We start from the raw sequence: 25,340 nt of genomic DNA on the forward strand, positions 1-25,340 counted from the left end.
TTTATTACTGTTGTGAAATAATTACTGATTTGGTTACCACATTGTTGTTTGTGGTTAATTTGAAGAAATAAACTCCAGATTTCATTCCATCAGCATTAAATGACACGCTTTGTTTTTGTCCTGCTTCAGCATTACCATTGAAAATAGTATTGATCAACTGACCTGTAACGTTGTATAATTCTATACTAACAGAAGAGTCATTGTTCAAAGTATATTCTATAGTGGCAAGATCTTTAACCGGATTTGGATAAACCTTATAGGATAACAATGCGGTATCTGGTTTAGTGTTTGTCACAGTTGAACTTCCAGTACATCTTAAGAATTGCTGATCAGCACCTGCTTCATAATTGCCATTAATAGCAATCAAAGCATTGTTGACTTCAGTCATAGTGTATTTTGAATTACCTTTTCCTAAAAGGGTATTGGCAATCGTTAACACCTGACTAACTTTCATTCCTTCAAAAGTTCCAGAAGTAATATACAAGTCTCCTAATGATAATTCATTTGAAGAGAAATCAGCATTTCTACCGAAAGCAATATTCAATCTTGTTGTTAACACTTGAGCAGCTAATCCGTTATTGTAAGCACTGCTTGAAGGATTTAAAATAGTTCCTAAATTAAGTGTTTTTGCAGCTGAATCAGATGGCAAGAAGTTTTTAATCGCTTCAGCTGAAGTGAATTTCAAATATCTTGTACCTGAACCTACTACAATTCCATTCGGGAATGAAGTTGCGAAGTTAGTATTCAAATAACAGCTAGCACTGTCTCCGACACAGTTAGCATTATAGCCACTGTTTGATACGGTTTTGAAACCCACACAATTACCAAACAATAAGACTACTTCTCCTGTGATAATACAACCATTAGCATCGGTAACCGTTACTGTATACCAACCCACTTGCAAACTAGCTGTTTGTGTAGTTTGAATTGGAGTTGAATTCCAACTGTAAGTATAAGGTCCAGTTCCTCCGGTTACAGTAGCTGTTGCTGTTCCATATCCACCACTTGTTGTAATTGGTGTTTGTGACATAGTGATAGCTAAAGCTGTTGCCGGTTGGGTAATAGTAGTGCTCACGTTTGCTGTACATCCGTTGGCACTTGTAATCACTGCAGTATACGTTCCAGCTGACAAATTGTTAACTGTGAATGTAGTACTTCCATTAGACCATAGAATGGTATAAGGTGCTGTTCCGCCTGTTACTGTAGCAGTTACACTTCCGTTTGTTCCTGCAAAACAAGAGACATTGGTATGAGTAGCTGTGGCAACTAAAGCGGTTGGTTGCGTTACTGTAGCACTTACTGTTGCAGTACATCCGTTAGCACTTGTAATCACTCCAGTATACGTTCCGGCTAACAAGTTTGTTAACGTGAAACTAGTACTTCCATTAGACCATAAAATAGTATAAGGTGAAGTTCCTCCAGTTACTGTAGCGGTTACACTTCCGTTTGTTCCTGCAAAACAAGATACGTTCGTTTGTGTAGTTGAAGCTACTAAAGCTGTTGGCTGAGTTATAGTCACACTTACGTTTGAAGTACATCCACGAGCATCAGTGATAACCGCGGTATAAGTACCTGCTGCTAAATTGTTAGCTGTAAATGTAGTGCCACCATTAGACCATAAAATAGTATAAGGAGCCGTTCCACCTGTAGCCGTTACTGTTGTACTACCTGTAGTTCCGCCGAAGCAAGATACGTTAGTAGTAGTGTTAGTAGAAGCTAAAGCCATTGCCGGTTGAGTGATTGTCACACTTACATTTGAAGTACATCCACGAGCATCTGTGATAACCGCTGTGTACGTTCCTGCTGCTAAATTGTTAGCTGTAAATGTAGTGCCACCATTAGACCATAAAATAGTATAAGGAGCAGTTCCACCTGTAGCCGTTACTGTCACACTTCCGTTAGTTCCTGCAAAACAAGATACGCTAGTAGTTGTGTTAGTAGAAGCTAAAGCCATTGCTGGTTGCGTGATTGTTACACTTACGTTTGAAGTACATCCACGAGCATCAGTGATAACCGCGGTATACGTACCAGCTGCTAAATTGTTAGCTGTAAATGTAGTGCCACCATTAGACCATAAAATAGTATATGGAGCAGTTCCGCCTGTAGCCGTTACCGTTACACTTCCATTAGTTCCTGCAAAACAAGATACATTTGTAGTAGTGTTAGTAGAAGCTAAAGCCATTGCTGGTTGCGTGATTGTTACACTTACGTTTGAAGTACATCCACGAGCATCGGTTACAACTGCAGTATACGTTCCGGCTAACAAATTGTTAACTGTGAAAGTAGTACTTCCGTTAGACCATAAAATAGTATATGGAGCAGTTCCACCTGTAGCTGTTACTGTTGCACTTCCGTTGGTTCCTGCAAAACAGTTTACATTGGTAGAAGTAGCAGAAGCTACTAAAACCGGGGTAGCAGTAATAGTTACTGTTCCGTTAGTTTGACATCCATTAGCATCTGTAACGGTATAAGTATAAGTTCCTGCAGCTAAATTGGCAAGCGTAAAAGTAGTACTTCCGTTAGACCATAAAATAGTGTATGGCATTGTTCCGCCTGTGGCAGTAACGGTTACTGAAGCATCATTCCCTGCACAAGTAGCCGGAGTTGTTACCAATGTACTTGCTAAAATAGGCACTGCACGAATAAGGACTGATCCATTAGTGGTACAGCCATTGGCATCAGTAACTACATAAGTGTAGGTTCCTGCAACTAAATTATCAAGCGAAAAAGTTGTGCTGCCATTAGACCATAAAATAGTATAAGGTGCTGTTCCTCCTATCGGAGTTACATTAGCTGTACCATTATTCCCGGTACAACAGGTAGCATTAACAGAAGTATTTGTAGAAGATAAAACTGTTGTTGGCTGAGTTACTGTAGCACTTACGTTTACAGTACATCCGTTAGCATCTGTTACAACTGCAGTATAAGTTCCTGCTGCTAAATTATTAATTGTAAATGTCGTTCCTCCATTTGACCATAAAATGGTGTAAGGAGCTGTTCCTAATGTAGCTGTTGCAGTTACACTTCCGTTAGTTCCTCCAAAGCAGGTAACATTTGTAGAAGTAGCTGACGCAACTAAAGTCTGAAGACTTGTAATAGTTACTGTTCCTTGAGTTTGACATCCATTTGCATCTGTAACAGTATAAGTATAGGTTCCAGCCGCTAAATTAGCAAGCGTAAAATCAGTACTTCCGTTAGACCACAAAATAGTATAAGGAGCTGTTCCACCAGTTGCCGTAACTGTAGCCGTTCCTGTGCCTCCATTACAATTGGCATCTGTGTGTGCAACAGTTGTTACCAATTCAGGTGACTGGGTAATAGTAATTGTTGGGTCACTCGATCCAGAATTTCCTATACTGTCGTTAACTGAAACTGTGTAACCTCCGGCAGCTAAACCTGTAAAGGTATATGATGCATTGTTAGTAGTTGCAATCAAAACACTATTCAAATAATAAGAATAAGGTGCAGTTCCTCCTGAAGGAGTTATTGTAATGCTACCTGTGTTTTGTCCGTAACACAATACGTTAGTGGAAATGATTATGAAATCAAATCGACTACAATTAACCGGAGCTGCAAGCGTTACCAATCCGTTAGTTTGACATCCACTAGCATCTGTAACAGTATACGTATACGTTCCATCCGCTAAAGTGTCAATAGTAAAAGCAGTACTTCCATTAGACCACAAAATAGTATAAGGAGAAGTTCCTCCTGTAGTGGTTACGGTTATAAAACCATTATTTCCTAAACATGTAGGAGGAGCCGAATCATAAGTAGTAGCTATAGTAGACACTGCCTGAATAAGAACAGTTCCATTGGTTTGACATCCATTAGCATCTGTAACTGTATAAGTATACGTTCCACCCGCTAAATTGTTAAGCTCAAAAGCAGTACTTCCATTAGACCATAAAATAGTATATGGAACAGTTCCGCCTGTAGCTGTTACGGTTACAGAGCCATTACTTTCAGTACATGAAGGAGAAGTCGAAACATACGTACTTGTTAAAGTTGGTACTGCCTGAATAGTAACCATTCCATTAGTCTGACATCCGTTCGCATCTGTAATTACATAAGTATAGGTTCCGGCGACTAAGCTATCAAGTGAAAAAGCAGTACTGCCGTTTGACCATAAAATAGTATAAGGAGCAGTTCCACCTAACGGAGTTGCAGTAGCCATACCATTATTCCCTGTACAACATGTTGCATTAGTAAATACATTCGTATTCGATAAAAGCAAAGCTTGTGTAATTGTAGCCGAAACATTGGCAGTACATCCGTTAGCATCCGTAACGACAGCAGTATAAGTTCCTGCTACTAAATTATTAATAGTGAAACTAGTACTTCCGTTAGACCATAAAATAGTATAAGGTGCTGTTCCTTCTGTTACTGTAGTAGTAATGCTTCCATTATTTCCGGCAAAACAAGTTATATTAGAAATTACGTTTGCCGCCACCAATCCACTAGACTGTATGGTTTGCGAAACATTCGCAGTACATCCGTTAGCATCCGTAACAACAGCTGTATACGTTCCGGCTGCTAAATCGTAAACCGTAAAACTCGTACTTCCATTAGACCATAAAATAGTATAAGGAGCAGTTCCACCGGTTGCTGTAACTGTAGCAGTTCCTATATTGGACTGGCAATTACCATTTGTTGAAGTAGCAGTCAAGGCCAGAGCACTTGTTGGTCCGGTAATAGTTACTGTTGGATCGCTTGAACCAGAATTTCCTGCACCATCATTAACCGTCACCGTATAACTTCCGGCGGTTAACCCCGTAAAGGTATAAGTAGCATCATTTGTTGTTTGAATTAATACATTGTTTAAGTAATAAGAATAAGGAGCAGTTCCTCCTGAAGTAGTAATCGTAATTGATCCGGTACTTTGTCCGAAACATGTACCATTAAAAGAAGTAATGACATAATCAAATCGTAAGCAATTTGGACAGGTTACACAGTCTAAGAAACCGCTACCGGAATGTCCCCCATCAAAGTATTCATTGATTGTGCTTGCCGTAGAATTAACCTGAGAAGGTGAATACCCGGTTACCGCACCTCCAATAGTAGCATTTGCCACCACCAGAAATTGGCTAACGGTCATTCCCTGAAAAGGGCCACTCAAAATTGACAAATCTCCCAATAATAATGTATTAGAGGAGAAATTGGCATCGTAAACATCAAAGCCTACATTTAAAGTAAGGGCAACTAACTGACCGGCTAATACATTTCTGTAGGTTTGGCCCGGATCGACTAAAGCACCTGAGTTCAATGCTCTTGGTGTAGTTCCTGATGGTAAAAAATTCCTAACTGCCATAGAGGAAGTTAAAGTAATCGAATTGGTTTCATTTCCAATTCGGATTCCATCAGGAAAGGCTGCATCGAAATTAGCATCTCGATAGCAGCCTGGATTGCCGCCATGGCATTGGGTTCCCCATCCGCCCTGCGTAAAGGTCGTGAACCCTATACAACTTTGAGCTGAACTTTGAAACATTCCAAAAAACATACTTACGAATAAGCAGTAAATTAATTTTGTTTTCATAATTAAACATTTAAAATTAGACATACTATTGACCATCAATAGCAGCATTTGTAATTTCTTTTTTAAGGGAAAAAGGACATATTATCGTTTAAATACATCAAAAATCAGTTAATCAACATGTTTTCAGAAAACCCTTACTATGGATTGCATTTAACATGCTTTTAAGAAGAATACTTGACAAAATTAGAGGGATAAACTTTTAGAATTATTTTAAAAAATATCATAATTCACACGTTGTAAAAATCTGTATATCAATTATTTATAATTTAAAAAAACTGGGAATTATATAATTAAATAAAAATATTATACAAGACTTATTCCATAAAAAAGACTCATCTTTACGCTAGATTATTTAACAACTATCAACCTAAATCAATAAAAATGAATCTTAAAAGAATTTTTGGAGCCATACTTACAATACTTGGAATCGTGAGTCTTATTTATGCCGCACAAGTTTTCCTAACTGCAACGGATAGTACAAGAGATATTAAAACTCTTATTATATATGGTGTATTAGGCTTAGTTTTTTTCGTATCCGGCATCGGGTTAGTGAAAACTACAAAAGACGAGTCTTAGTTTATTTATAAAAACCGTACAAACTTCTCAATTATTACAGAGAATGTGGGAATTATATAAATCATTTATTACTAAGATTGATTTATACGGTTTTAAAGAGTGTACCTTTACTTTTGATTATTTCATTCATTTGAACACTTTAGTTAAATTTTATGATTACCATTTATTTAAACTTGTTAGGTGAAGAAATTATCATTATGGCACATGCGCAACATAGTTTTAATCCCAATGAACAATTTAAAATGATTTCAACTATAATTAAAAGTGGTTATGAAGATTAAGCTACTAAAACCTCATCGATAGGTTTTGCTGACAAAATTATTACTATTAAAAACTGTAAAATCTCGAGTTTACTGTTGAAGACACACTCAAGTGCTTTTCAAATAAACTTCAAAAACATGAAGCTCTATATTAAGCATATGGTCAGTTTACGATGTAAAATGCTAGTCAAAGCAGAACTTAAAAGTTTAGGATTGCATTTTACTACTGTAGAGTTGGGTGTGGTTGAAATCATGGAAGACATTACCAATGAAAAAAGGCTAAAATTAAAAGAAGCACTTTTAGAATCCGGACTCGAATTGATGGATGACAAAAAAGCAAAGATTATCGAAAAAATAAAAATTGTCATCACCGAAATGATTCATTACAACGATGAATTGCCCAAAATAAACTACTCCGAATACATCAGCAAAATAATGGATTATGATTACACTTATTTGGCCAACATTTTCTCTGAAGTACAAGGCATTACCATAGAACATTATATCATTGCCCACAAAATAGAAAAAGTAAAAGAACTGCTGCTCTATGATGAACTCAACCTAACCGAGATTTCTTATAGAATGAACTACAGCAGTGTTTCCCATTTGTCCACCCAATTTAAAAAAGTGACCGGCTTAACTCCAACTTATTTTAAAAACCTCAAAGACAAAAAACGCAACACCCTTGATGATGTGTGAATTATGCAATATATTTCAAGAATTATAACATAGCTCCTTGATTTAATGCTTCACCTTTGACTGAACTTCGTCAAACAAAACACATTGAAACTCTACATAAAATACATGGTCAGCAATCGTTGCAAGATGATGGTCAAAGACGAACTTAAGAAACTAGGTTTGCATTTTATAATTGTGGATTTGGGAGTGGTTGAGATCATGGAAAATATTTCTCCGGAGAAAAGAGCCTTGTTAAAATCCAACTTGAATGAATCCGGTTTAGAGTTGATGGATGACAAGAGAGCCATCCTCATTGAAAAAGTAAAAACTGTAATCATCGATATGATTCACTACGCTGATGCACCAATCAAAGTGACTTTTTCAGAGTATTTGAGTGAAAAACTAAATCAAAACTATACGTATCTCGCCAACTTGTTTTCAGAAGTGCAAGGCATCACCATTGAGCAATTTATGATTTTGCATAAAGTAGAACGGATTAAAGAATTGATTATTTATGATGAGCTGAACATTACCGAAATCGCCTGGAAAATGAACTACAGCAGTGTGGCACATTTATCCACCCAATTCAAAAAAGTCACTGGCTTATCGCCTTCCCATTTCAGATTACTAAAAGACAAAAGACGAAACCCACTTGAAGAATTGGGTAATGAATCTTAATATAAAAAACATGAGCCAGCAAGACATAGTTGATGATAAAAAAAGCAAACCCAACGATTTGTTTTTTGACATGTTTGAAAACAGCGCTATTGGTATGGTTTTAATCGATATTGAAACTTCCGAATTTCAGCATGTCAATAAATCTTTTCTTAACTGCTTTGGGTATACCAAGGACGAAATCATTGGAAAGACTACGAGTCAAATAGGCATGGTCACTCCTGAATTCAGCGATAAAATTTTAATGCAGGGGAAAAAAGAAGAACTAGTCAATAGTATCGAAATTTTACTGCATAATAAAAAAGGAGAACCATCTTGGTATCTCGCCTCCATTCAGTCGATGGAGTTTTTGTGTAAAGAATGTACGCTTACCTCTTTTATTGACATCACAAAGCAAAAGAAAACTACGGCAGAGTTGTTAATTGCTAATAAGGAGCTAGCTTTTCAAAATGAAGAAAAAGAAAAACGTGCCGCCGAATTAGTAATTGCTAATAAAGAACTTGCGTATCAAAACGAAGAAAAAGAAAAACGTTCTGATGAGTTAAATATCGCTAATGTTGAATTGGAACATCAAAACAGTGAAAAAGAAAAGCGCGCTGACGAATTGCAGGTTGCCAATAAAGAATTAGAATATCAAAACAAAGTAAAGGAAAAACGTGCTGCCGAATTAATCATTGCCAACAAAGAATTAGCTTTCCAAAACAAAGAAAAAGAAAAACGTGCAGCCGAATTAATCATTGCCAATAAAGAATTACTATTTCAAACCGGAGAAAAACAAGATCGTGCTGACGAATTAATCATTGCCAACAAAGAATTAGTATTCCAAAAAGACGAAAAGCAAAATCGAGCCAATGAACTAGTCATTGCTGATAAAGAGTTAAACTTTCAAAACGAAGAAAAAGAAAAACGGGTTTTTGAAAACAAAGAACTCGAAGCCTATAATTATTCACTGAAATTATCTTCGCAATATTCGTTAAGTCTTATCGAAGCTAGTCGCGATCCTTTATTTACAATTAGTCCGAAAGGAAAAATTACCGATACCAACCAAGCTTCTGTGAGAGTTACCGAAATATCTAAAGAAGATTTAATCAATACCGATTTCATCAATTATTTCACCGAACCTGAAAAAGCGAAGAAAGGTTATGAAGAGGTATTCTCCAGAGGCTTTGTAGTCGATTATCCTTTAATCTTAAAAGACGGAAAACTTACTGATGTCTTGTTCAATGGTGCTGTTTACAAAGATGAAAAAGGGAATATCATTGGTGCCGTTGTTGTAGCAAGAGATATCTCTGAACAAAAAAAAGCGGAAAAAGAATTAATTGAAGCCAAGATATATGCCGAACTAGCTACATCTATTGCAGAAGAAGCCAAAATTATAGCGGAAGCAGCCACCACCAAAGCCAATGAAGCCGTAAAATCAAAACAACAGTTCTTATCCAATATGAGTCACGAAATCAGAACTCCAATGAATGCCATTATCGGATTTACCAAAGTGGTGCTCAAAACTGAATTGACAGCCAAACAAAAAGAATATCTCACCGCCATTAAAATGAGTGGCGATGCACTAATCGTACTTATTAATGACATCCTGGATTTGGCTAAAGTAGATGCCGGAAAAATGACTTTTGAAAAAACACCTTTCAAATTGAAACTGTCTATCAAAGCGATGCTGCATCTCTTTGAAACCAAAATTCAGGAGAAAAATTTAAAACTGGTAACCCATTATGACAATGATATTCCTGAGGTTTTAGTTGGTGATCCGGTACGTTTGCATCAAATCATTCTGAATTTAGTGAGTAATGCCGTCAAATTTACAAGTATTGGGAAGATTACGGTTACTGTGAAATTAGTTTCTGAAACAGATGATGATGTAGCCATAAGATTTTCTATAGCTGATACTGGCATAGGAATAAGCGAAACTAAAACCGAAAAAATATTTGAAAATTTTCAACAAGCAACGAGCGGAACTTCCAGAATATTTGGCGGAACCGGTTTAGGTTTGGCTATCGTAAAGCAACTCGTAGAAGCCCAAAACGGAACAATTGATGTTGAAAGTACCATTGGCAAAGGTTCTGCTTTTAGCTTTATGCTCTATTTTGATAAGACTCATTTCGAAGCAGTTTTAGAACCCGAAATTCTGGAAATCGATACCGAAATTAAAGACACTAAAATATTAGTTGTCGAAGATATGGAACTGAATCAGTTGTTGATGAAAACCCTTTTGGACGACTTTGGTTTCGAATGTGAAATTGCCGCCAATGGTAAAATTGCCATCGAAAAACTTCAAAAAAGTTCTTATGACATCATTCTAATGGACTTGCAAATGCCCGAAATGAATGGCTTTGAGGCAACCGAACATATCAGAAAAAAAATGAAACTAACGCTTCCTATAATTGCGTTAACTGCTGATGTAACTACTGTTGATGTCGCCAAATGCAAAGCCGTTGGGATGAATGATTATATTTCGAAACCCGTTGACGAACGCTTGTTGTACAGTAAATTAATAAGTTTTATCAAAAAACCGGTCGCCATAATCGAAAATAAAATCAAAGGAAATAATCAAGTGCAGACTATTAAATATGTCAATTTGAGTTATTTGTCACAGCTAACCAAAGCCAATCCGAAATTAATGACGGAAATGATAGAAGTTTATCTAAGACAAACACCACCTTTATTAACCTCTATGAAACAAAGTTTCAAAGACAAAGACTGGAAACTATTAAAAGCAACCGCTCACAAAATAATTCCTTCCTTCGCCATAATGGGCATCAATGTGCAGTATGAAGAACTGGCTAAAAAGATTCAGAATTATGCCGAAAAATTAGAACTGTCGGAAGAATTAAATGACCTGGTTACAGAGCTGGAAAAAGTATGCTTACAATCGTTTGTAGAGTTAGAAAAAGAATTAATTAATTTAAAAAAATAAAGATGAAATCGCTATACACAAAAAGTTTTTTGCAAAAAAACACCAAAAAATAAAAGCGATACCATATATGACCACTAACAAATAAAATTTTACTTATATGAAAACTGAAAATAAAATCAAACTCTTTCTAGTTGATGACGATGCCGTTTTCCTAAAGTCATTGGAAATTCAGTTTATGGAACATGCCGATTTTGAAGTAGAAACCTTTCCTACCGGAGAATTATGCCTTCAAAATTTAAACAAAAAACCGGATGTAATCGTATTGGATTATCATTTGGACGGTGTTGTTAAAGGATCAATGAACGGTATGCAAACCTTAGATTATATTAAAGATAACAATGCCGGAATTGAGGTCATTATACTTTCTAGCCAAGATAAAATTGAAGTAGCAGTGAGTTGCATGCACCATAAAGCTTTTGATTATGTCATTAAAAGTGAAACCTCTTTTTTGCGCTTGCAAAAAGTGATAACCAGCATTTATAAATACCGAAAACTCGAAAAAGAACTTCAATGGTACATTGATAGAATGTAATGTCATTATAATGTGTGAATTTTAAAAAAAAACACATTAATACTGTAACTAATTCATTGCCAAATGTCCGCATCTTTGTATTGATAGAAAAGATAACTTTTATGATTTTTTTAAACCCTAATCAATACAAAATATCATGGCTGTAACTCGAAAAAAAATAGGCGTTTGGATGGATCATTCCATCGCTCACCTCATGGAATTTTCTTCCAATGCGTTTGAAGTTCAAACCATCGAATCCAATTTTACCCGACAACAAAAATTGAACGGCCTTCAAAAAGGAGAGCTTGATTTGCACAACATAGAACAACAAAAACAGGCCAAGTATTATAAAAAATTGATAGATGTTGTTAAAAAATACCAAGAGGTAATTCTTTTTGGACCAACGAATGCTAAAGAAGAACTATTTAATGTACTTACGTCTGATAATCGGTTTGAAGATGTTAAAATTCAAGTGAAGCAAACCGATAAAATGACTGCAAAAGAGCAGCATGCTTTTGTTAGAGATTTTTTTTCCAATAAATAAACTCAAAAATGAAAACGATGATGAAGAATACAGTAACCAATTATCTGACCAAGACTTCTAACAATCAGGTTCAAAGTATAGCCGAAATGAAAAAACATGTCGCTACAGTATCTTTGTGCGAAGAGGCTATGAATGAAATAAAAAAAATCTATTGGCATGAAAAAGAACTTTTGATTGTCGTTCCAATTTTAATGAAAAGTGCCACAACATTTGAATTAGTAGAATCGCTAACAGTACTTTCAGATTATACAAAAGAACATGTTAAATTATTGGAGAGTAAATTTCCAGAGATTAATCAAATGCCAAGTGCAAAAAAAACATACAATGCTGTCACTTATAAAAATATAGTGTGACTATAAAAATACTTCGATGAATACTAAAAGCCACACAGTGCATTTCAAGATTTAGGTTGATTTTTTTGGTTAGTTGATAATAAGTGGGGAACACTTATTATTTAGCCCTGTCGCACTTAACGACAGGGCTTTTTTTTGTCCAATTTTAAAATGTGTGAATAACACAAACTAAAATAATAGTTGTATAACACTATGCAAAGCTATGTTACCAACCTTTGTGCCAAATAATAAAACAATAAAACATGAAAAAATTACTACTATTATATATATGCTTTGCATCTACACTTACAACAAAAGCGCAAACCGAAGACAAAAAATGGAATGTTGGTCTTCACGGCGGAATTATCCAATATAATGGAGACTTAGGCCGCGATTGGTACAAAACCGATAAAACCATGTATGGATTTGGCGGTATAAGTGTTTCAAGATATTTATGGAAATATATAGATGTGAACGTTCTATATACTCGTGGAACGCTAGGATACGATAGCGGTGTTACCGGATTTAAAAGTGATTTCAGTCACGTAACAGCTAATTTAAGATTTAATCTAATCGGACAAGAATATTTTGTCAGACCCTATGTATTTGGTGGTATTGGTGCTATTCTATTTGATAGACAACTTAACTTTCACAAACCAAAAATTGACACTACTTTTCCAGTAGCTGGTGCTGGTATTAATTTTAGATTGTCGCCTGTACTTTCACTTAATCTTCAGGAAACATTTGTATTCACTAATAACGATAGCCGTGACGGAATTGTATCAGGGAAAAAAGATGATTACTTGATGCACATGGCTGGTTTAACTTTCAATTTTGGCTGTAAAAAAGATGCTGATGGAGATGGCGTTTCTGATAGCAGAGACAAATGTCCAGATACTCCAGCAGGCGTTGCAGTAGATTCTAAAGGTTGCCCACTTGACAGAGATAATGATGGCGTAGCCGATTATTTAGATACTTGTCCTGATGTTGCCGGAACAGTACTTATGAATGGATGTCCGGATAGCGATAATGACGGTGTAGCTGACCTAAATGACAGATGTCCTAATGTAAAAGGTACAGTTGCCTTGAAAGGTTGCCCGGATGCTGATAATGATGGTGTAGCTGATTTAGATGATAAATGTCCAAACTCAACTCCAGGAAGTAAAGTGGATGCAACCGGATGTGCTTTGGATAATGACAAAGACGGTGTAAATAATGACGAAGATCGTTGCCCTGATACTTATGGTCTGGTTAGTTTAAAAGGGTGTCCTGATACGGATGGCGATGGTATAGCTGATATTGATGACCGTTGTCCAAATGCCAAAGGAACCGAAGAAAACAAAGGTTGTCCTGAAATTGCTAAAAAAGACGTCGTAAGAATCACTTATATCGGAAGTAAAATTTTCTTCGAAAACAATAGCGATAAATTAAAAGTTGCTTCGTTAGTATTACTTGATGAGTTAGTGAAAATCCTAAATAAATATGAAGCTGCTAATCTAGCTATCGATGGTCATACCGACAGTAATGGTTCTGATGAATTTAATCAGGTTCTATCTCAAAAACGTACTAATTCTGTTAGAGCTTATTTAATGAGCAAAGGAGTTGCTGACTCTCACTTAACAGCAACCGGATTTGGAGAAACCAAACCCATTGCAGATAACAAAACTTCTTTAGGACGTTCAAAAAACCGTAGAGTGGAATTGAGAATTGCTTACTAGCATATAAAAATATCTTTCCCCAATTTTTTAAGAAGGTTGCCTCATTGTAGGCAGCCTTTTTTTTAATTGATAACCTATTGACTGACACTTTACTAAAAGTGTGAATAATACAATTTATTGACAGATTTGTATAACTGTTGTAGTCTGAAATAGTGCGAAATTTATCTTTATAAACAAATCCTTTTTACTAACCAAAAAAGCAAAAGGGAATTTAATTAATCCTTTAAATTTTAAATTATGAAAACAATTTCAAAACTCAGAATGGCAGTGGTACTATTAACTTTAGCTACTACAGCACCAGCATTTGCTAGCCCAACAACACCAGTAACGACAACAGCTCTTGCTACAGCACCTACAGATGATGCTAAAGCTGAAGTCTTATTAAATCGATTAAAAGAAATCAAAGACATGGACAAATCCAATCTTTCCAGAGTCGAGAAAAAAGCATTGCGAAAAGAAGTCAAAGAAATAAAAGCTACAATGAAAGCCAGCAGCAACGGTGTTTATCTTTCTATTGGTGCGATTATCATCATTATTTTATTGTTGATTCTAATTTTATAAAGTCCCAAAACTACCATGATAAATATAATCAAAGAAGGCATATTGCTTAAAAAAACAAACCATGCCTTTGAAAATGAAGGGGTTTTAAATCCGGCAGCCATTAGAGATGGTGATTATGTTCACATGCTTTACAGAGCAGTGAGTAAAGGCAATCATTCTACTGTTGGATATTGCAAACTCAAAGGACCATTATTCATTGAGCATCGAAACGATGAACCCTTACTTTCACCCGAATTTGATTATGAATGTCACGGTATTGAAGATCCCAGAATAGTTAAAATTGAAGACACTTATTATCTCACTTTTACAGCTTATGATGGCGTAAATGCACTAGGTTGTTTGGCAACCTCAAAAGACTTAGTGCATTTTAAACGAAAAGGAATCATAGTCCCGCAAATCACTTATGAAGAATTCAATCGTTTGGCGGAAACCAAAGGAATTATAAATGATAAATATTTCAGATACAATCAGCATGACAACATTCTTGAAAAGGACGGTAAAAAGATGCTGATTTGGGACAAAAATCTAATCTTCTTTCCCAGAAAAGTAAATGGAAAATTATTGTTTTTGCATCGTATCCGACCCGAAATTCAATTGGTTGTTGCTATCGAAAACTTAGAAGGATTAACACCTAAATTTTGGCAGGATTATTTTCTTCATTTCGATGAACATGTAGTGCTCCAACAAAAATATGAACATGAAGTCAGCTATATCGGTGGAGGCTGCCCTCCTATTGAAACCGAACACGGTTGGTTGCTTATTTATCATGGCGTTCATGATTCATTACAAGGTTATGTTTATTCTGCCTGTGCTGCTCTATTAGATTTAGACCATCCACAAAAAGAAATTGCCCGACTGCCTTATCCATTATTTGTTCCCGAGTTTCATTGGGAACTAAAAGGCGAAGTCAATAATGTTTGCTTTCCCACAGGTGCCGCAGTTTTTGATGACGTATTGTATATCTATTATGGTGCCGCTGATGAAAGAATTGCCTGTGCTTCGATGAGTTTATCAGAGCTAGTTGAAGAATTAATGCTTAATAAAATCCCAAATGAAAAATAAAAGCCCTGATAGTACTTCAACTAATAACCTACCCGGTATACTTTGCATTTCCTCCTATCCACCGCGCGAATGCGGCATTGCTACCTATTCACAAGATTTAATGAATGCGTTAAAAAACAAGTTTGGAAAGTCATTCAAAATAAGCATGTGTGCTTTGGAATACAAAAATGAAAATCATTTGTACCCAAAGGAAGTCAAATACGTACTAGAAACTGACAATTCATCCTCTTATGCTGAAATAGCAACTAAAATCAATGAAAACAAGAGTATTCAAATGGTATTAGTGCAACATGAATTTGGGCTATTCAAAAACAACGAAACTGATTTCATTTCTTTTTTACAGCAACTAAACAAACCTATAATACTAGCTTTTCATACTGTTTTGCCTAATCCTGATGAGATGTTGAAAAAGCTGGTTGTCAGCATTGATGATGTCGTGAAATCTATTATTGTGATGACCAAAACCTCAGCTAAAATACTAACTAACGATTACGGAATTACTAGCGCTAAAATTGTTGTAATTCAACACGGAACACATCTTGTTGAACATATAGACAAGTCCGTTTTAAAAGAAAAATACAACTTAACCGGCAGAAAAGTCTTGGCCACTTTTGGTTTATTAAGTTCCGGAAAATGTATAGAAACTACGATTAGTGCGCTACGAATAATCGTAAAAAGATATCCCGACGTGCTCTTTTTGGTCATTGGGAAAACACATCCTAGTGTATTAAAAGAAGAAGGCGAATACTATCGAGATACACTTCAAGCCAAAATTAAAACGCTGAATTTACAACAAAATGTAAAATTCATTAATCAATATCTACCGCTTCCTGATTTATTGGAATATTTGCAATTAACCGACATTTATTTGTTTACTTCAAAAGACAGAAATCAGGCAGTTAGTGGAACATTTTCCTATGCGTTGAGCTGTGGTTGTCCGATAATATCAACACCAATTCCACATGCTACTGAAGTGTTACAGCACGACACTGGTATCATAGTCGATTTTGAAAATCCGAAACAACTTGCGCGAAAAGTAATTGAACTCATAGAAGACGAAGAGTATTGTAAACTAATATCGTCCAACGGAATACATAAATTGGCACCAACCGCATGGGAAAACTCAGCTATTGCACATGCTTTCCTTTTTGATATACTTTCAGAAAGTGATTTAGAATTAGAATTTAAAATTCCAACAATTAATCTCAATCATATAAAAAACCTGACTACCGATTTTGGTATGATTCAATTCTCTGTCATCAACAAACCCGATTTAGAGTCAGGCTATACTCTGGATGATAATGCACGCGCTTTGGTGGCCATGTGTCAACAATATGAAAATACCCATGACGAAGAAGAATTAGCTTATATCAGACTCTATTTCAACTTCATTAAACAATGTTTGCATAGCGAAGGATACTTTTTGAACTATGTAGATAAAAATAAAAAATTTACCAAACAAAACAGTGAAACCAATCTCTCTGATTCCAATGGAAGAGCTATTTGGGCATTAGGGTATTTGATTTCCAATAGTGATATACTGCCGCAAGATTTGATTGACGATGCAAAGAAAGTGATGAAATTGTCCTTGTCGAATGTTTTAAACATACATTCCCCGAGAGCGATGGCATTTATCATAAAAGGCATTTACTACAGCAATACCCATGATATATCGGTTGACAACTTACTCATAACAAAACATTTAGCTGATAAATTAGTACAAATGTACAAGCACGAAGCCAACGAAAACTGGCAATGGTTTGAAAGCTATTTAACTTACGGCAACAGCATATTGTCTGAAGCCATGTTATGTGCCTATCTTAGCTTGGGCACTCCTATTTACAAAGAAATTGCCATACTTTCCTTTGACTTTTTACTTTCAAAAATTTTTACCGAAGACAGCATCAAAGTAATTTCTAATAAAGGTTGGCTTCTCAACAGTGAAATGAAACCTGAGACAAAAATTGGTGGTGAACAACCTATTGATGTGGCTTATACCATTATGGCGTTGAGTAAATTCTATGATGCGTTTGAAGATGACGATTACCGGAAAAAAATTAGAATTGCTTTCAATTGGTTCTTAGGAAAAAATCATCTAAATCAAATTGTTTATAATCCTTGCACTGGCGGTTGTTATGATGGTTTAGAAGAAGATTATATTAATTTAAATCAGGGTGCAGAATCAACGGTGAGCTATTTAATGGCGCGATTGACTTTAGACAACTATTTTAAACCAACGGATAAAACGCTTCCAAAAGTCTATAAAATGAATTCTAACAGAACTTCAAAAACCACGAAACAATCACAACAGGTTCCACTTTAAATTATAAAACGATGACTTTCTTCAAAAAACAAAAACCTACATCTAAAAAAACAACGGCTACTAAAAATGCAACGGTAGCTGACACCAGTAATAAATCACCTTACTCCAAACAAAACATTAAAAAGAAAATCAATGAATTTGGAGACAACGATGCTTTATAACAAAATCTATAAAATTTAACTACCATGATAATGACACCCAAAATAGGAATATCTGAAGCTAACTTAAAAAAGAGCGCTTCAATACTATCCACTTTATTATCAGATGAAATGACACTGTATGTCAAAACAAGAAAATTCCATTGGAACATCACGGGCAACAGTTTCATGGAATTGCACAAATTGTTCGAAGCTCAATATACTGAATTAGAAGAAGTAATTGACGAAGTGGCAGAACGTATCAATAAATTAGGAAGTAAAACTATCGGAACCATGAAAGAATTTAGCAAACTGTCTCGTCTTGAAGAAAACGAAAACAACTATCCGGCACAAAAAGAAATGATTTCAGACCTTTTAAAGGATCACGAAATTCTGATTACCGAAATCAGAAAAGATATTGATGTGTGTGCCGAGGAAAATCATGATGCCGGAACTGCCGATATATTGACAAAAATATTACAGCAACACGAAACAATGGCTTGGATTTTAAGACGCTATTTAAACTAGACTATAAATATATGATTGAAGGACTAAAAAATATTCTCACTAATACTGGCAACATTAGCTTATTTACCGCAAGGTTCTTTAAGGAACTATTCCTGCCTCCATTTCAAATCAATGAGTTCCTGCGACAATGTTATGCCGTAGGCTGTAAATCGGTGCCTTTGATAACCCTTACGGGATTTATTATGGGTTTGGTGCTTACTATACAGTCTCGCCCTACTATGGTAAAGTTTGGTGCTGAGACCTGGCTACCCGGAATGGTAGCGCTTTCGCTCATCAGGGAAATCGCGCCAGTGATAACCGCCTTAATCTGTGCAGGGAAAATTTCATCTGGTATGGGTGCTGAGTTAGGCTCTATGAAAGTTACAGAGCAGATTGACGCTATGGAAGTATCTGCTGTCAACCCCTATAAGTATTTAGTGGTTACCCGGGTTTTAGCCACTACCTTAATGATTCCGCTTCTCGTGGTCTATGCCGATTTAGTTGGTATCCTCGGCGGTTATATCGGATACAATATTCATGGCGCTATGGGTTTGCAACGCTATTTAACAGGTGTTTTTGAAAACCTGGAATTTATTGACATTATTCCGGCTACCATTAAAACCTTTTTCTTCGGATTCTTTATCGGGATGATAGGCTGCTATAAAGGCTTTACGGCTTCCAATGGAACCGCCAGTGTGGGAGTAGCTGCCAATTCAGCCGTAGTAACCGCTTCCCTCGCCATTTTTATTATTGATATGCTGGCCGTTCAATTAACCGACTTATTTTTCTAAGCTATGGAAAACAATACACCTGTTATAGAAATAAAAAACGTTTATAAAGCCTTTGGTGGGAACAAAGTGTTGAATGGGATGAATGCTACGATACATAAGGGAGAAGATGTGGTAATCCTCGGGCGTTCAGGTTCCGGAAAGTCGGTAACCATAAAATGTGTGGTTGGATTAGAGCATCCTGATAAAGGCACAATAAAAGTGTTTGGCACCGATATTACTCAATTAAATAATAAGGAACTAAACGAAATCAGACCGCGTATTGGCTTTATGTTCCAAAACGGTGCTCTTTACGATTCTATGTCAGTCAGACAAAATCTTGCCTTTACCTTGAAACACCATGAAAAGGATATTACTCCCGAAGTCGTTGAAGAAAAAATAACGGAAGCGCTTGAGAATGTCGGGTTGCTGGAAGCTATTGACAAAATGCCTGCGGAGCTCTCGGGTGGTATGCGAAAACGTATAGGAATGGCGAGAACGCTGATCACCAAACCTGAAATCATTCTGTATGACGAACCCACCTCTGGACTTGATACCATAACGGCGCGGGAAATCAGCGAATTAATGGTAGCCATCCAAAAAAAGAACAAAACCACATCGATTGTCATCACCCATGATTTGGCTTGTGCCAAAATAACGGGGGATCGCATTATAGTTTTACAAGAAGGAAAAATCACTGCGGAAGGCACCTATGCGGAGTTGGAAAAAAGCAAAGATCTTTCGGTACGATCATTTTTTATATAATTTTAAAAACAAGAGCTATGAATAAAAATTCTCAAAATACATGGAAAGTAGGACTGTTTGTAGTGGTAGGAATCCTGCTCTTTATGGTAGCGGTATATCTAATTGGACAAAACAAAAATATGTTCTCTAAAACCTTTCAGCTTAGGTCTACTTTCAAAAATGTCACCGGACTGACCATGGGTAACAATGTCCGATTCGGAGGTATTAACGTAGGTACAATAAAGTCCGTCGAATTTGTCTCAGACAGTTCTGTAGTAGTACTGGCGGAATTACAAGAAGAGGTACATAAATACATCAAAAGCGATGCAACGGCAAGTATTGGCTCCGACGGATTGATGGGCGACAAAGTCCTAACCATTTCTCCGGGAACTAAATCAAAGCAGCTGGTAAAAAATAACGGCTTCATTGCTTCTACCGAAGCCATAGAATTAGAAGACATTATGGAGAGCGTTAAAGTAAGTGCCGATAATGCACAATACATCACCTACAATCTGGCTGAGTTTACCGATAAAATGAATAACAAAAACAGTATGCTTTCTAAGTTGGTTAACGATGATAAAATGGGTAAATCGCTTGATGCTACTCTTAACAATATGCAAAATGCTACCAAAGGACTAAACGAAAACATGGAAGCCGCTAAACACAACTTCTTGTTGAAAGGTTATTTCAATAAAAAGAAAAGAGCAGAAGAGAAAAAGAAAGAAGAAGCAAAAGAAAAAGCAGAAGACGCAGCAAAACAGAAAGCAGAAGACGCTAAAAAGAAAAAAGAAGCCGAAGCAAAAAAGCTTGAAAGCAATAAAAAATAAGTTGATTGTAATATAGGATGTGAATCTTGCAACTTTCCATTGATATTTTGTAACGAAGTAGCCTTTAACTTTATTGAAATTTGTAATGTAATTAATATCAACTAAATACTTTAAAAATGAAAAAGTTAATTCTAATACCGCTCATGATTGCCCTTGTAACTTCATTGAACTCTTGTAGTAGTGACAATTCTTCTTCTGAAAATTATCCTTACAAAGTTCGTATGACAGATGATCCGGGACCTTATAGTGAGGTAAATGTAGATATTCGAAGTGTTCAAGTAACTGGAGCTGGCGGTCAAACCGTTACTCTAAATACGAATGCCGGAATCTATAATTTGTTAGATTTCGCTAACGGTGCCGATACACTTATTGCATCCAGTACCTTACACGATGCTGACGTAAGTCAAATTAGATTGATTTTAGGGTCTAACAACACTATAGTGCTCGATGGTGTAACCTATCCGCTAAGTACTCCTAGTGCCGAACAATCAGGTTTAAAACTACAAGTACATCAAACGTTGATGGCCGATATTGACAACAGTATCCTTATCGATTTTGATGCTAATCGTTCAATAGTGCAAACCGGAAACGGAACCTTTAAACTAAAACCGGTATTGAGAACAGTCGTAGCTGCCATATCAGGAAATATTGAAGGAAGCATTACTCCTGCTGGTACATTAGCAATGGTAAGTGCTGTTTCAGCAACTGGTGTCGTATATACCAGTAATGCAGATATATTAACCGGAGGTTTTAGAATCACAGGATTGCCACCCGGAACGTATACGCTTACAATAACGCCAGTATTGCCGTTCCTACCGGTAGTTCAAACTGATGTTGTGGTACAGGCTGGTGCTAGTACCAATATTGGAGTGGTTGTTTTTTAGAGTTTACGAACTCATAACAATACTCATTTTGTTATTGAATGTTGAAAAAGAGATTGTCGGATATACTTGGTACTAAGAGGAAAAGTAAGCTATAGCTGAATGTAATATCCTCAAAGATTAAACAAGTTATGAACTGCAATAAGAATTAGCTACCAACTATTACTGTCACAATCTCTTTTTTTTCTCAAATCGAATATTCAAAAGCAAAATAAAAATGCTGTTTGCCTCAAACGACAATAGCAAAAAAGCACCAAGACTTTGGTGCTTTTTTTAACCCTAAAAACGAATTATCATGAAGTTAGAAAACGACCTTAATGAAGCCATTCTAAAAATTACAATGAAAATTAGAAATGATTATCCTGAATTGTCAAAGTATTTGAATGAAATGGTGGTCACCATCCCCGATGTAGCCACTCCAGAAATGACAAATAAAATATTGCTAGACTATTACAATTCGTTGGACTCGATGCTGAAAGAATATAATGCTACTCATGAAGCGATAGTAAACTAATTTTAGAATCCTTACTATTATATTGAAAAAACTATGAAAAAGTTAGGTATTTATATGGAAAGCAAATCGGCAAACCTGATTGAATTTACACTTGATCTTTTAAAAGTGAAATTTGTGAATTCCTCTTTTAATTTGTTTGAACACAAGGAACTTAAGCAACAAGATATAAACCATATTGAATACACAGAACCGTATTTACAAAAGGATTATTTTAATAAGCTTAGTGAAAGTATATTGTATTATAATGAAGTACTTCTTTTTGGAAAACCAAAAGTTGCAAAAGAATTATTTGACTCAATAGCAAATGATAATCGATTTTATAATATCAAAATTGTTATCAAGAAAACCCATAAAATGACCTCTAATCAGCAAAATGATTTTGTTTCTAATTATTTCTTATTAGAACATTTATAAAAAAGATTTACGCTAATGAATTAAACTTTGAAAAAGTAAATTCTATAGCCATTAATCCCAATACTAATACACAAACTAACAGGTAATCAGATAAGTGTGAATAATACAAGTTTAACTGCTAATTGTATAAAACGTATTGACTGCTACTATATTATCTTTATAATATATCAATTTAACTATAATACCTAACATTATCATGAACAATTTACTTTACACTGTTGCCGTTATTCTTATTATTTTATGGGCTGTTGGATATTTTGCCTACAGCGCCGGAAACATTATTCACATTTTATTAGTGATAGCAATCATTGCTATTCTATTAAAAGTCATACAAGGAAGAAGACTTTAAAAAAATTAAATAATCAATTAAAATCAAAAATTATGAAGACTAGTAATGTCATACTGGGTGTTTTAGGTGGCGTAGCTGTAGGAGCCATAGCCGGGATTCTTTTTGCCCCTGCAAAAGGAACTAAAACCAGAAAAAAAATTATGAAAAAAGGGAATGATTATACCAAAGACCTGAAAACCAAATTTGGTGATTTTTATGATGGTGTTACTACCAAATATGAAAATATTGTGGATGACGCTAAAGAGTTTGCCACTGATCATAAGGAAAAATAGCATCTTCATTCTGAACATTTTTTACACTAATTATGGGAAATAGCGCCGCTACGATTGAAAAGCTCTTCGAAAGAATAGAACAGTACAGCAAGACTTCGTTCGAACTCTACAAGTACTCAGCCATTTATGAAACAGCAGCGCTATTCTCCTCTTTAGCAGTAAAACTAATAATGACCTTAATTGTTTTCATCGTTGTTTTACTCTTTACAGTAGCCTTATCTCTTTGGATTGGCGATATGTTGGGAAATACCGCTTACGGGTTTTTAATTATGGGGATGTTTTATATTGTTGTTGGCACCGTCATCTATATTTTTAGAAAAGAATGGATTGAAACACAGGTCAGTAACTCAGTTATCAACAGTTTTAATATCGAAAAAACACCAAAAAGTACAGATGAAAACTATTGATAAAAAGGATGTATTGAAAGAGCGCATCACAGCATTAGAAATCCAACAATCCGAAGAATTGAGAGTACTCAAGCTTGAATTTCACAGTATAGCGGAGAAGTTAGATCCGTTATACTTAATAAAAAATACATTTAAAAACCTAACGGCAGACCCGGAAATAAAATCAAATTTACTCCATAGTGCAGTTTCAATGACATCACACTTCATCGCTAGAAGTACGTTCTTAAGTAGGTTTCAAACTCCTATAAAAAATATAATAGGAAACGTTTTGCAGACTGTTTTGAATAAAATAAGTCCAACAAACCCAAGATTATTATAAGCGTCTGTATCATGTTACAACCCAAAAAATTTATATCGAATGTAGAAAAATACGAACAAAATAGACTGGATTTATTCTATTGTATCGTATTTCTCATTTCCTATCTTTCTTTAAAAGCCTTAATCGATGGCAACCATTTTGTATGGGCAGCATTCACACAGAAGACAAATACTACTATATGATAAGCTCCTCAGCAATGGGGAGTTTTTTTTAGAAGAAAGAGAAAAGAAAATAGACGAAGAGATAATAGATAATAGACCATTTACGTACTGTCTATCATCTATCCGTCTCTCATCTATCCGTCTCTCATCTATAAGTCTTAAAAAAGTATGGAAAATAGAACATAGAACATTAATAACTGAATATTTTTTTAGGGCGTAAACCTATTTTTATCTTCTATTCTTCTATACTTTTTTATATCAATCAGCGTTGTAACATACAAATACCACTATATTTTGAAAACCGCCTGTGAAGTAATTTGCAGGCGGTTTTTTTTAGAAGAAAGAAGAGAAAAGAAGAGAAAAGAAGAAAGAAGAAAGAAGAAAGAATATAGAATAAAGAATATAGAATAAAGAAGAAAGAAGAAATAATATAGAATAAAGAATATAGAATAAAGAATATAGAGACTCTACTTTAAAGGGGACTGTCTATTTTCTATTCTATATATTCTATGTTCTTTTTTACAGCAACAAGTAAAGATTAGTGCCATTTTAAACTTTACCCATCTTGCTTCTTGCTTCTTTCTTCTAACCTATAGCTACCGCCCCCAAATACACACTCGTCGCATAACTCTTCCCCGTTGCCGAGGCAAATGTAATCCAAGCTTGTACTTCGAGCCGTGCGAAATAAGTAGGTAATGTTAGTGTAACCCTAGCCGCATCTCGGGTAGCGGCATTGCCGTTGGTATAATAAATATCCTCCAACGGAGAATACAGCACCACGATCAGTTGGTCCGTATTCTTAGCACTACCCTGCCCTGAGTTGTCCTCCCAGTTAAAACGGATATCACCCGCTGCCGGACTCGAAGCCCTAGGGTTTTGAATTCCCAATAAATCCCCTTTGCTGATTTGCACCTTGTCGAACAGGATTTCAAAGTTGGGGTTCACATAGGTTACGGCTTCCTTCATATGATAGGACATCGCCTGGTTTCTGCGGGTGAGTTCTCCGCTACCCGACCCATAATACAACGATACCACATTGCTGATGGGAGTTAAAAAATTACTTACCGCAGTAAACTTTTCGCGCTGTAGTAGCTGCGTTTCTGTTGGAGTGCGATCTGTCTTTTTTGGCAGTGAACGCATCACGTCTTTACCACGCCAGTTGGCACCCACCACGGTACCAACTTTTCCTGAAAATGGGCCTAAGATGCCCTTGTTATAAGTTCCCATACTATTTGTTTTTTAGGGATTACTAAATAATTTCCTCAGCCCTATTGGTAACTGATTGGAACAAAACTATAGCAGCACTTTCACCACCACAACCCCCTGACACCTAGTGAACCGT

At 35.8% G+C, this 25,340-nt stretch carries 24 protein-coding genes; 22 read left to right on the forward strand and 2 right to left on the reverse strand.

The features are described 5' to 3' along the window. Positions 1 to 4: 4 nt before the first annotated feature. Positions 5 to 5,533, reverse strand: a complete 5,529-nt coding sequence (locus tag RMN97_RS01740) for a T9SS type A sorting domain-containing protein (RefSeq protein ID WP_309612800.1) — start codon at positions 5,531 to 5,533, stop codon at positions 5 to 7. A gap of 974 nt (positions 5,534 to 6,507) precedes the next feature. Between RMN97_RS01740 and RMN97_RS01745 the strand changes: the two genes are divergently transcribed. From RMN97_RS01745 to RMN97_RS01850, 22 genes are all read left to right on the forward strand, one after another. After that, a complete protein-coding gene (locus tag RMN97_RS01745; RefSeq protein ID WP_309612801.1) occupies positions 6,508 to 7,068 on the forward strand; it encodes an AraC family transcriptional regulator in 561 nt (186 codons plus the stop codon). A gap of 105 nt (positions 7,069 to 7,173) precedes the next feature. Next, positions 7,174 to 7,725: an AraC family transcriptional regulator gene (locus RMN97_RS01750; RefSeq protein WP_309613022.1), complete on the forward strand. Its 552-nt coding sequence runs from the start codon at positions 7,174 to 7,176 to the stop codon at positions 7,723 to 7,725. Further along, positions 7,715 to 10,648 (forward strand): ATP-binding protein, encoded by a 2,934-nt coding sequence (locus RMN97_RS01755; protein WP_309612802.1) that lies wholly within the window; start codon positions 7,715 to 7,717, stop codon positions 10,646 to 10,648. The genes RMN97_RS01750 and RMN97_RS01755 overlap by 11 nt, the downstream gene beginning before the upstream one ends. Positions 10,649 to 10,745: 97 nt before the next feature. Beyond that, the gene (locus RMN97_RS01760; RefSeq protein WP_309612803.1) at positions 10,746 to 11,180 is read left to right on the forward strand and encodes a response regulator; all 435 of its coding nucleotides are present in this window, start codon (positions 10,746 to 10,748) and stop codon (positions 11,178 to 11,180) included. Positions 11,181 to 11,316: 136 nt separating this feature from the next. After that, the gene (locus RMN97_RS01765) at positions 11,317 to 11,703 is read left to right on the forward strand and encodes a hypothetical protein (RefSeq protein WP_309612804.1); all 387 of its coding nucleotides are present in this window, start codon (positions 11,317 to 11,319) and stop codon (positions 11,701 to 11,703) included. An 8-nt stretch (positions 11,704 to 11,711) separates the two neighbouring features. Then, a complete protein-coding gene (locus tag RMN97_RS01770) occupies positions 11,712 to 12,056 on the forward strand; it encodes a hypothetical protein (protein ID WP_309612805.1) in 345 nt (114 codons plus the stop codon). A gap of 242 nt (positions 12,057 to 12,298) precedes the next feature. Then, entirely contained in the window at positions 12,299 to 13,753 is a 1,455-nt protein-coding gene (locus tag RMN97_RS01775) for an OmpA family protein (RefSeq protein ID WP_309612806.1), read from the forward strand. 237 nt (positions 13,754 to 13,990) lie between these two features. Then, positions 13,991 to 14,314: a hypothetical protein gene (locus RMN97_RS01780; protein ID WP_309612807.1), complete on the forward strand. Its 324-nt coding sequence runs from the start codon at positions 13,991 to 13,993 to the stop codon at positions 14,312 to 14,314. A 15-nt stretch (positions 14,315 to 14,329) separates the two neighbouring features. After that, positions 14,330 to 15,376, forward strand: coding sequence for a pesticidal protein Cry7Aa (locus RMN97_RS01785; RefSeq protein WP_309612808.1), 1,047 nt, complete (start codon positions 14,330 to 14,332; stop codon positions 15,374 to 15,376). Continuing rightward, complete coding sequence (locus tag RMN97_RS01790; RefSeq protein ID WP_309612809.1) at positions 15,366 to 17,699, forward strand: glycosyltransferase; 2,334 nt, start codon at positions 15,366 to 15,368, stop codon at positions 17,697 to 17,699. Before RMN97_RS01785 ends, RMN97_RS01790 begins: the two co-directional genes overlap by 11 nt. An 11-nt stretch (positions 17,700 to 17,710) precedes the next feature. Next, complete coding sequence (locus RMN97_RS01795) at positions 17,711 to 17,860, forward strand: hypothetical protein (protein ID WP_309612810.1); 150 nt, start codon at positions 17,711 to 17,713, stop codon at positions 17,858 to 17,860. Positions 17,861 to 17,890: 30 nt separating this feature from the next. Beyond that, a complete protein-coding gene (locus RMN97_RS01800; protein ID WP_309612811.1) occupies positions 17,891 to 18,364 on the forward strand; it encodes a DNA starvation/stationary phase protection protein in 474 nt (157 codons plus the stop codon). An 11-nt stretch (positions 18,365 to 18,375) separates the two neighbouring features. Further along, positions 18,376 to 19,134: an ABC transporter permease gene (locus RMN97_RS01805; RefSeq protein ID WP_309612812.1), complete on the forward strand. Its 759-nt coding sequence runs from the start codon at positions 18,376 to 18,378 to the stop codon at positions 19,132 to 19,134. Positions 19,135 to 19,137: 3 nt separating this feature from the next. Then, the gene (locus RMN97_RS01810; protein ID WP_309612813.1) at positions 19,138 to 19,875 is read left to right on the forward strand and encodes an ATP-binding cassette domain-containing protein; all 738 of its coding nucleotides are present in this window, start codon (positions 19,138 to 19,140) and stop codon (positions 19,873 to 19,875) included. A 17-nt stretch (positions 19,876 to 19,892) separates the two neighbouring features. Beyond that, complete coding sequence (locus RMN97_RS01815) at positions 19,893 to 20,681, forward strand: MlaD family protein (protein ID WP_309612814.1); 789 nt, start codon at positions 19,893 to 19,895, stop codon at positions 20,679 to 20,681. Positions 20,682 to 20,797: 116 nt separating this feature from the next. Next, complete coding sequence (locus RMN97_RS01820; RefSeq protein WP_309612815.1) at positions 20,798 to 21,565, forward strand: DUF4382 domain-containing protein; 768 nt, start codon at positions 20,798 to 20,800, stop codon at positions 21,563 to 21,565. A gap of 292 nt (positions 21,566 to 21,857) precedes the next feature. Beyond that, complete coding sequence (locus RMN97_RS01825; RefSeq protein WP_309612816.1) at positions 21,858 to 22,076, forward strand: hypothetical protein; 219 nt, start codon at positions 21,858 to 21,860, stop codon at positions 22,074 to 22,076. Between the two features lie 33 nt (positions 22,077 to 22,109). Next, on the forward strand, positions 22,110 to 22,490 hold the full coding sequence (locus tag RMN97_RS01830) for a hypothetical protein (RefSeq protein WP_309612817.1): 381 nt from the start codon (positions 22,110 to 22,112) through the stop codon (positions 22,488 to 22,490). Between the two features lie 196 nt (positions 22,491 to 22,686). Beyond that, the gene (locus RMN97_RS01835; protein ID WP_309612818.1) at positions 22,687 to 22,839 is read left to right on the forward strand and encodes a lmo0937 family membrane protein; all 153 of its coding nucleotides are present in this window, start codon (positions 22,687 to 22,689) and stop codon (positions 22,837 to 22,839) included. A gap of 32 nt (positions 22,840 to 22,871) precedes the next feature. After that, entirely contained in the window at positions 22,872 to 23,111 is a 240-nt protein-coding gene (locus tag RMN97_RS01840) for a YtxH domain-containing protein (protein ID WP_309612819.1), read from the forward strand. A gap of 32 nt (positions 23,112 to 23,143) precedes the next feature. Continuing rightward, on the forward strand, positions 23,144 to 23,518 hold the full coding sequence (locus RMN97_RS01845) for a hypothetical protein (protein WP_309612820.1): 375 nt from the start codon (positions 23,144 to 23,146) through the stop codon (positions 23,516 to 23,518). After that, complete coding sequence (locus RMN97_RS01850; protein WP_309612821.1) at positions 23,505 to 23,837, forward strand: hypothetical protein; 333 nt, start codon at positions 23,505 to 23,507, stop codon at positions 23,835 to 23,837. Before RMN97_RS01845 ends, RMN97_RS01850 begins: the two co-directional genes overlap by 14 nt. 746 nt (positions 23,838 to 24,583) lie before the next feature. Here the strand turns inward: RMN97_RS01850 and RMN97_RS01855 are convergent. Next, positions 24,584 to 25,225, reverse strand: coding sequence for a DUF6266 family protein (locus tag RMN97_RS01855; RefSeq protein WP_309612822.1), 642 nt, complete (start codon positions 25,223 to 25,225; stop codon positions 24,584 to 24,586). Positions 25,226 to 25,340: the final 115 nt, after the last annotated feature.

It is taken from the genome of Flavobacterium sp., from assembly GCF_031381455.1.
Lineage (GTDB): Bacteria > Bacteroidota > Bacteroidia > Flavobacteriales > Flavobacteriaceae > Flavobacterium.

What these genes read in the sequence shown, in the direction of transcription:
- RMN97_RS01740 (WP_309612800.1), bottom strand. Translation starts at nt 5,533, where the DNA reads ATGAAAACAAAATTAATTTACTGCTTATTCGTAAGTATGTTTTTTGGA.
- RMN97_RS01745 (WP_309612801.1), top strand. Translation starts at nt 6,508, where the DNA reads ATGAAGCTCTATATTAAGCATATGGTCAGTTTACGATGTAAAATGCTA.
- RMN97_RS01750 (WP_309613022.1), top strand. Translation starts at nt 7,174, where the DNA reads ATGGTCAGCAATCGTTGCAAGATGATGGTCAAAGACGAACTTAAGAAA.
- RMN97_RS01755 (WP_309612802.1), top strand. Translation starts at nt 7,715, where the DNA reads ATGAATCTTAATATAAAAAACATGAGCCAGCAAGACATAGTTGATGAT.
- RMN97_RS01760 (WP_309612803.1), top strand. Translation starts at nt 10,746, where the DNA reads ATGAAAACTGAAAATAAAATCAAACTCTTTCTAGTTGATGACGATGCC.
- RMN97_RS01765 (WP_309612804.1), top strand. Translation starts at nt 11,317, where the DNA reads ATGGCTGTAACTCGAAAAAAAATAGGCGTTTGGATGGATCATTCCATC.
- RMN97_RS01770 (WP_309612805.1), top strand. Translation starts at nt 11,712, where the DNA reads ATGAAAACGATGATGAAGAATACAGTAACCAATTATCTGACCAAGACT.
- RMN97_RS01775 (WP_309612806.1), top strand. Translation starts at nt 12,299, where the DNA reads ATGAAAAAATTACTACTATTATATATATGCTTTGCATCTACACTTACA.
- RMN97_RS01780 (WP_309612807.1), top strand. Translation starts at nt 13,991, where the DNA reads ATGAAAACAATTTCAAAACTCAGAATGGCAGTGGTACTATTAACTTTA.
- RMN97_RS01785 (WP_309612808.1), top strand. Translation starts at nt 14,330, where the DNA reads ATGATAAATATAATCAAAGAAGGCATATTGCTTAAAAAAACAAACCAT.
- RMN97_RS01790 (WP_309612809.1), top strand. Translation starts at nt 15,366, where the DNA reads ATGAAAAATAAAAGCCCTGATAGTACTTCAACTAATAACCTACCCGGT.
- RMN97_RS01795 (WP_309612810.1), top strand. Translation starts at nt 17,711, where the DNA reads ATGACTTTCTTCAAAAAACAAAAACCTACATCTAAAAAAACAACGGCT.
- RMN97_RS01800 (WP_309612811.1), top strand. Translation starts at nt 17,891, where the DNA reads ATGACACCCAAAATAGGAATATCTGAAGCTAACTTAAAAAAGAGCGCT.
- RMN97_RS01805 (WP_309612812.1), top strand. Translation starts at nt 18,376, where the DNA reads ATGATTGAAGGACTAAAAAATATTCTCACTAATACTGGCAACATTAGC.
- RMN97_RS01810 (WP_309612813.1), top strand. Translation starts at nt 19,138, where the DNA reads ATGGAAAACAATACACCTGTTATAGAAATAAAAAACGTTTATAAAGCC.
- RMN97_RS01815 (WP_309612814.1), top strand. Translation starts at nt 19,893, where the DNA reads ATGAATAAAAATTCTCAAAATACATGGAAAGTAGGACTGTTTGTAGTG.
- RMN97_RS01820 (WP_309612815.1), top strand. Translation starts at nt 20,798, where the DNA reads ATGAAAAAGTTAATTCTAATACCGCTCATGATTGCCCTTGTAACTTCA.
- RMN97_RS01825 (WP_309612816.1), top strand. Translation starts at nt 21,858, where the DNA reads ATGAAGTTAGAAAACGACCTTAATGAAGCCATTCTAAAAATTACAATG.
- RMN97_RS01830 (WP_309612817.1), top strand. Translation starts at nt 22,110, where the DNA reads ATGAAAAAGTTAGGTATTTATATGGAAAGCAAATCGGCAAACCTGATT.
- RMN97_RS01835 (WP_309612818.1), top strand. Translation starts at nt 22,687, where the DNA reads ATGAACAATTTACTTTACACTGTTGCCGTTATTCTTATTATTTTATGG.
- RMN97_RS01840 (WP_309612819.1), top strand. Translation starts at nt 22,872, where the DNA reads ATGAAGACTAGTAATGTCATACTGGGTGTTTTAGGTGGCGTAGCTGTA.
- RMN97_RS01845 (WP_309612820.1), top strand. Translation starts at nt 23,144, where the DNA reads ATGGGAAATAGCGCCGCTACGATTGAAAAGCTCTTCGAAAGAATAGAA.
- RMN97_RS01850 (WP_309612821.1), top strand. Translation starts at nt 23,505, where the DNA reads ATGAAAACTATTGATAAAAAGGATGTATTGAAAGAGCGCATCACAGCA.
- RMN97_RS01855 (WP_309612822.1), bottom strand. Translation starts at nt 25,225, where the DNA reads ATGGGAACTTATAACAAGGGCATCTTAGGCCCATTTTCAGGAAAAGTT.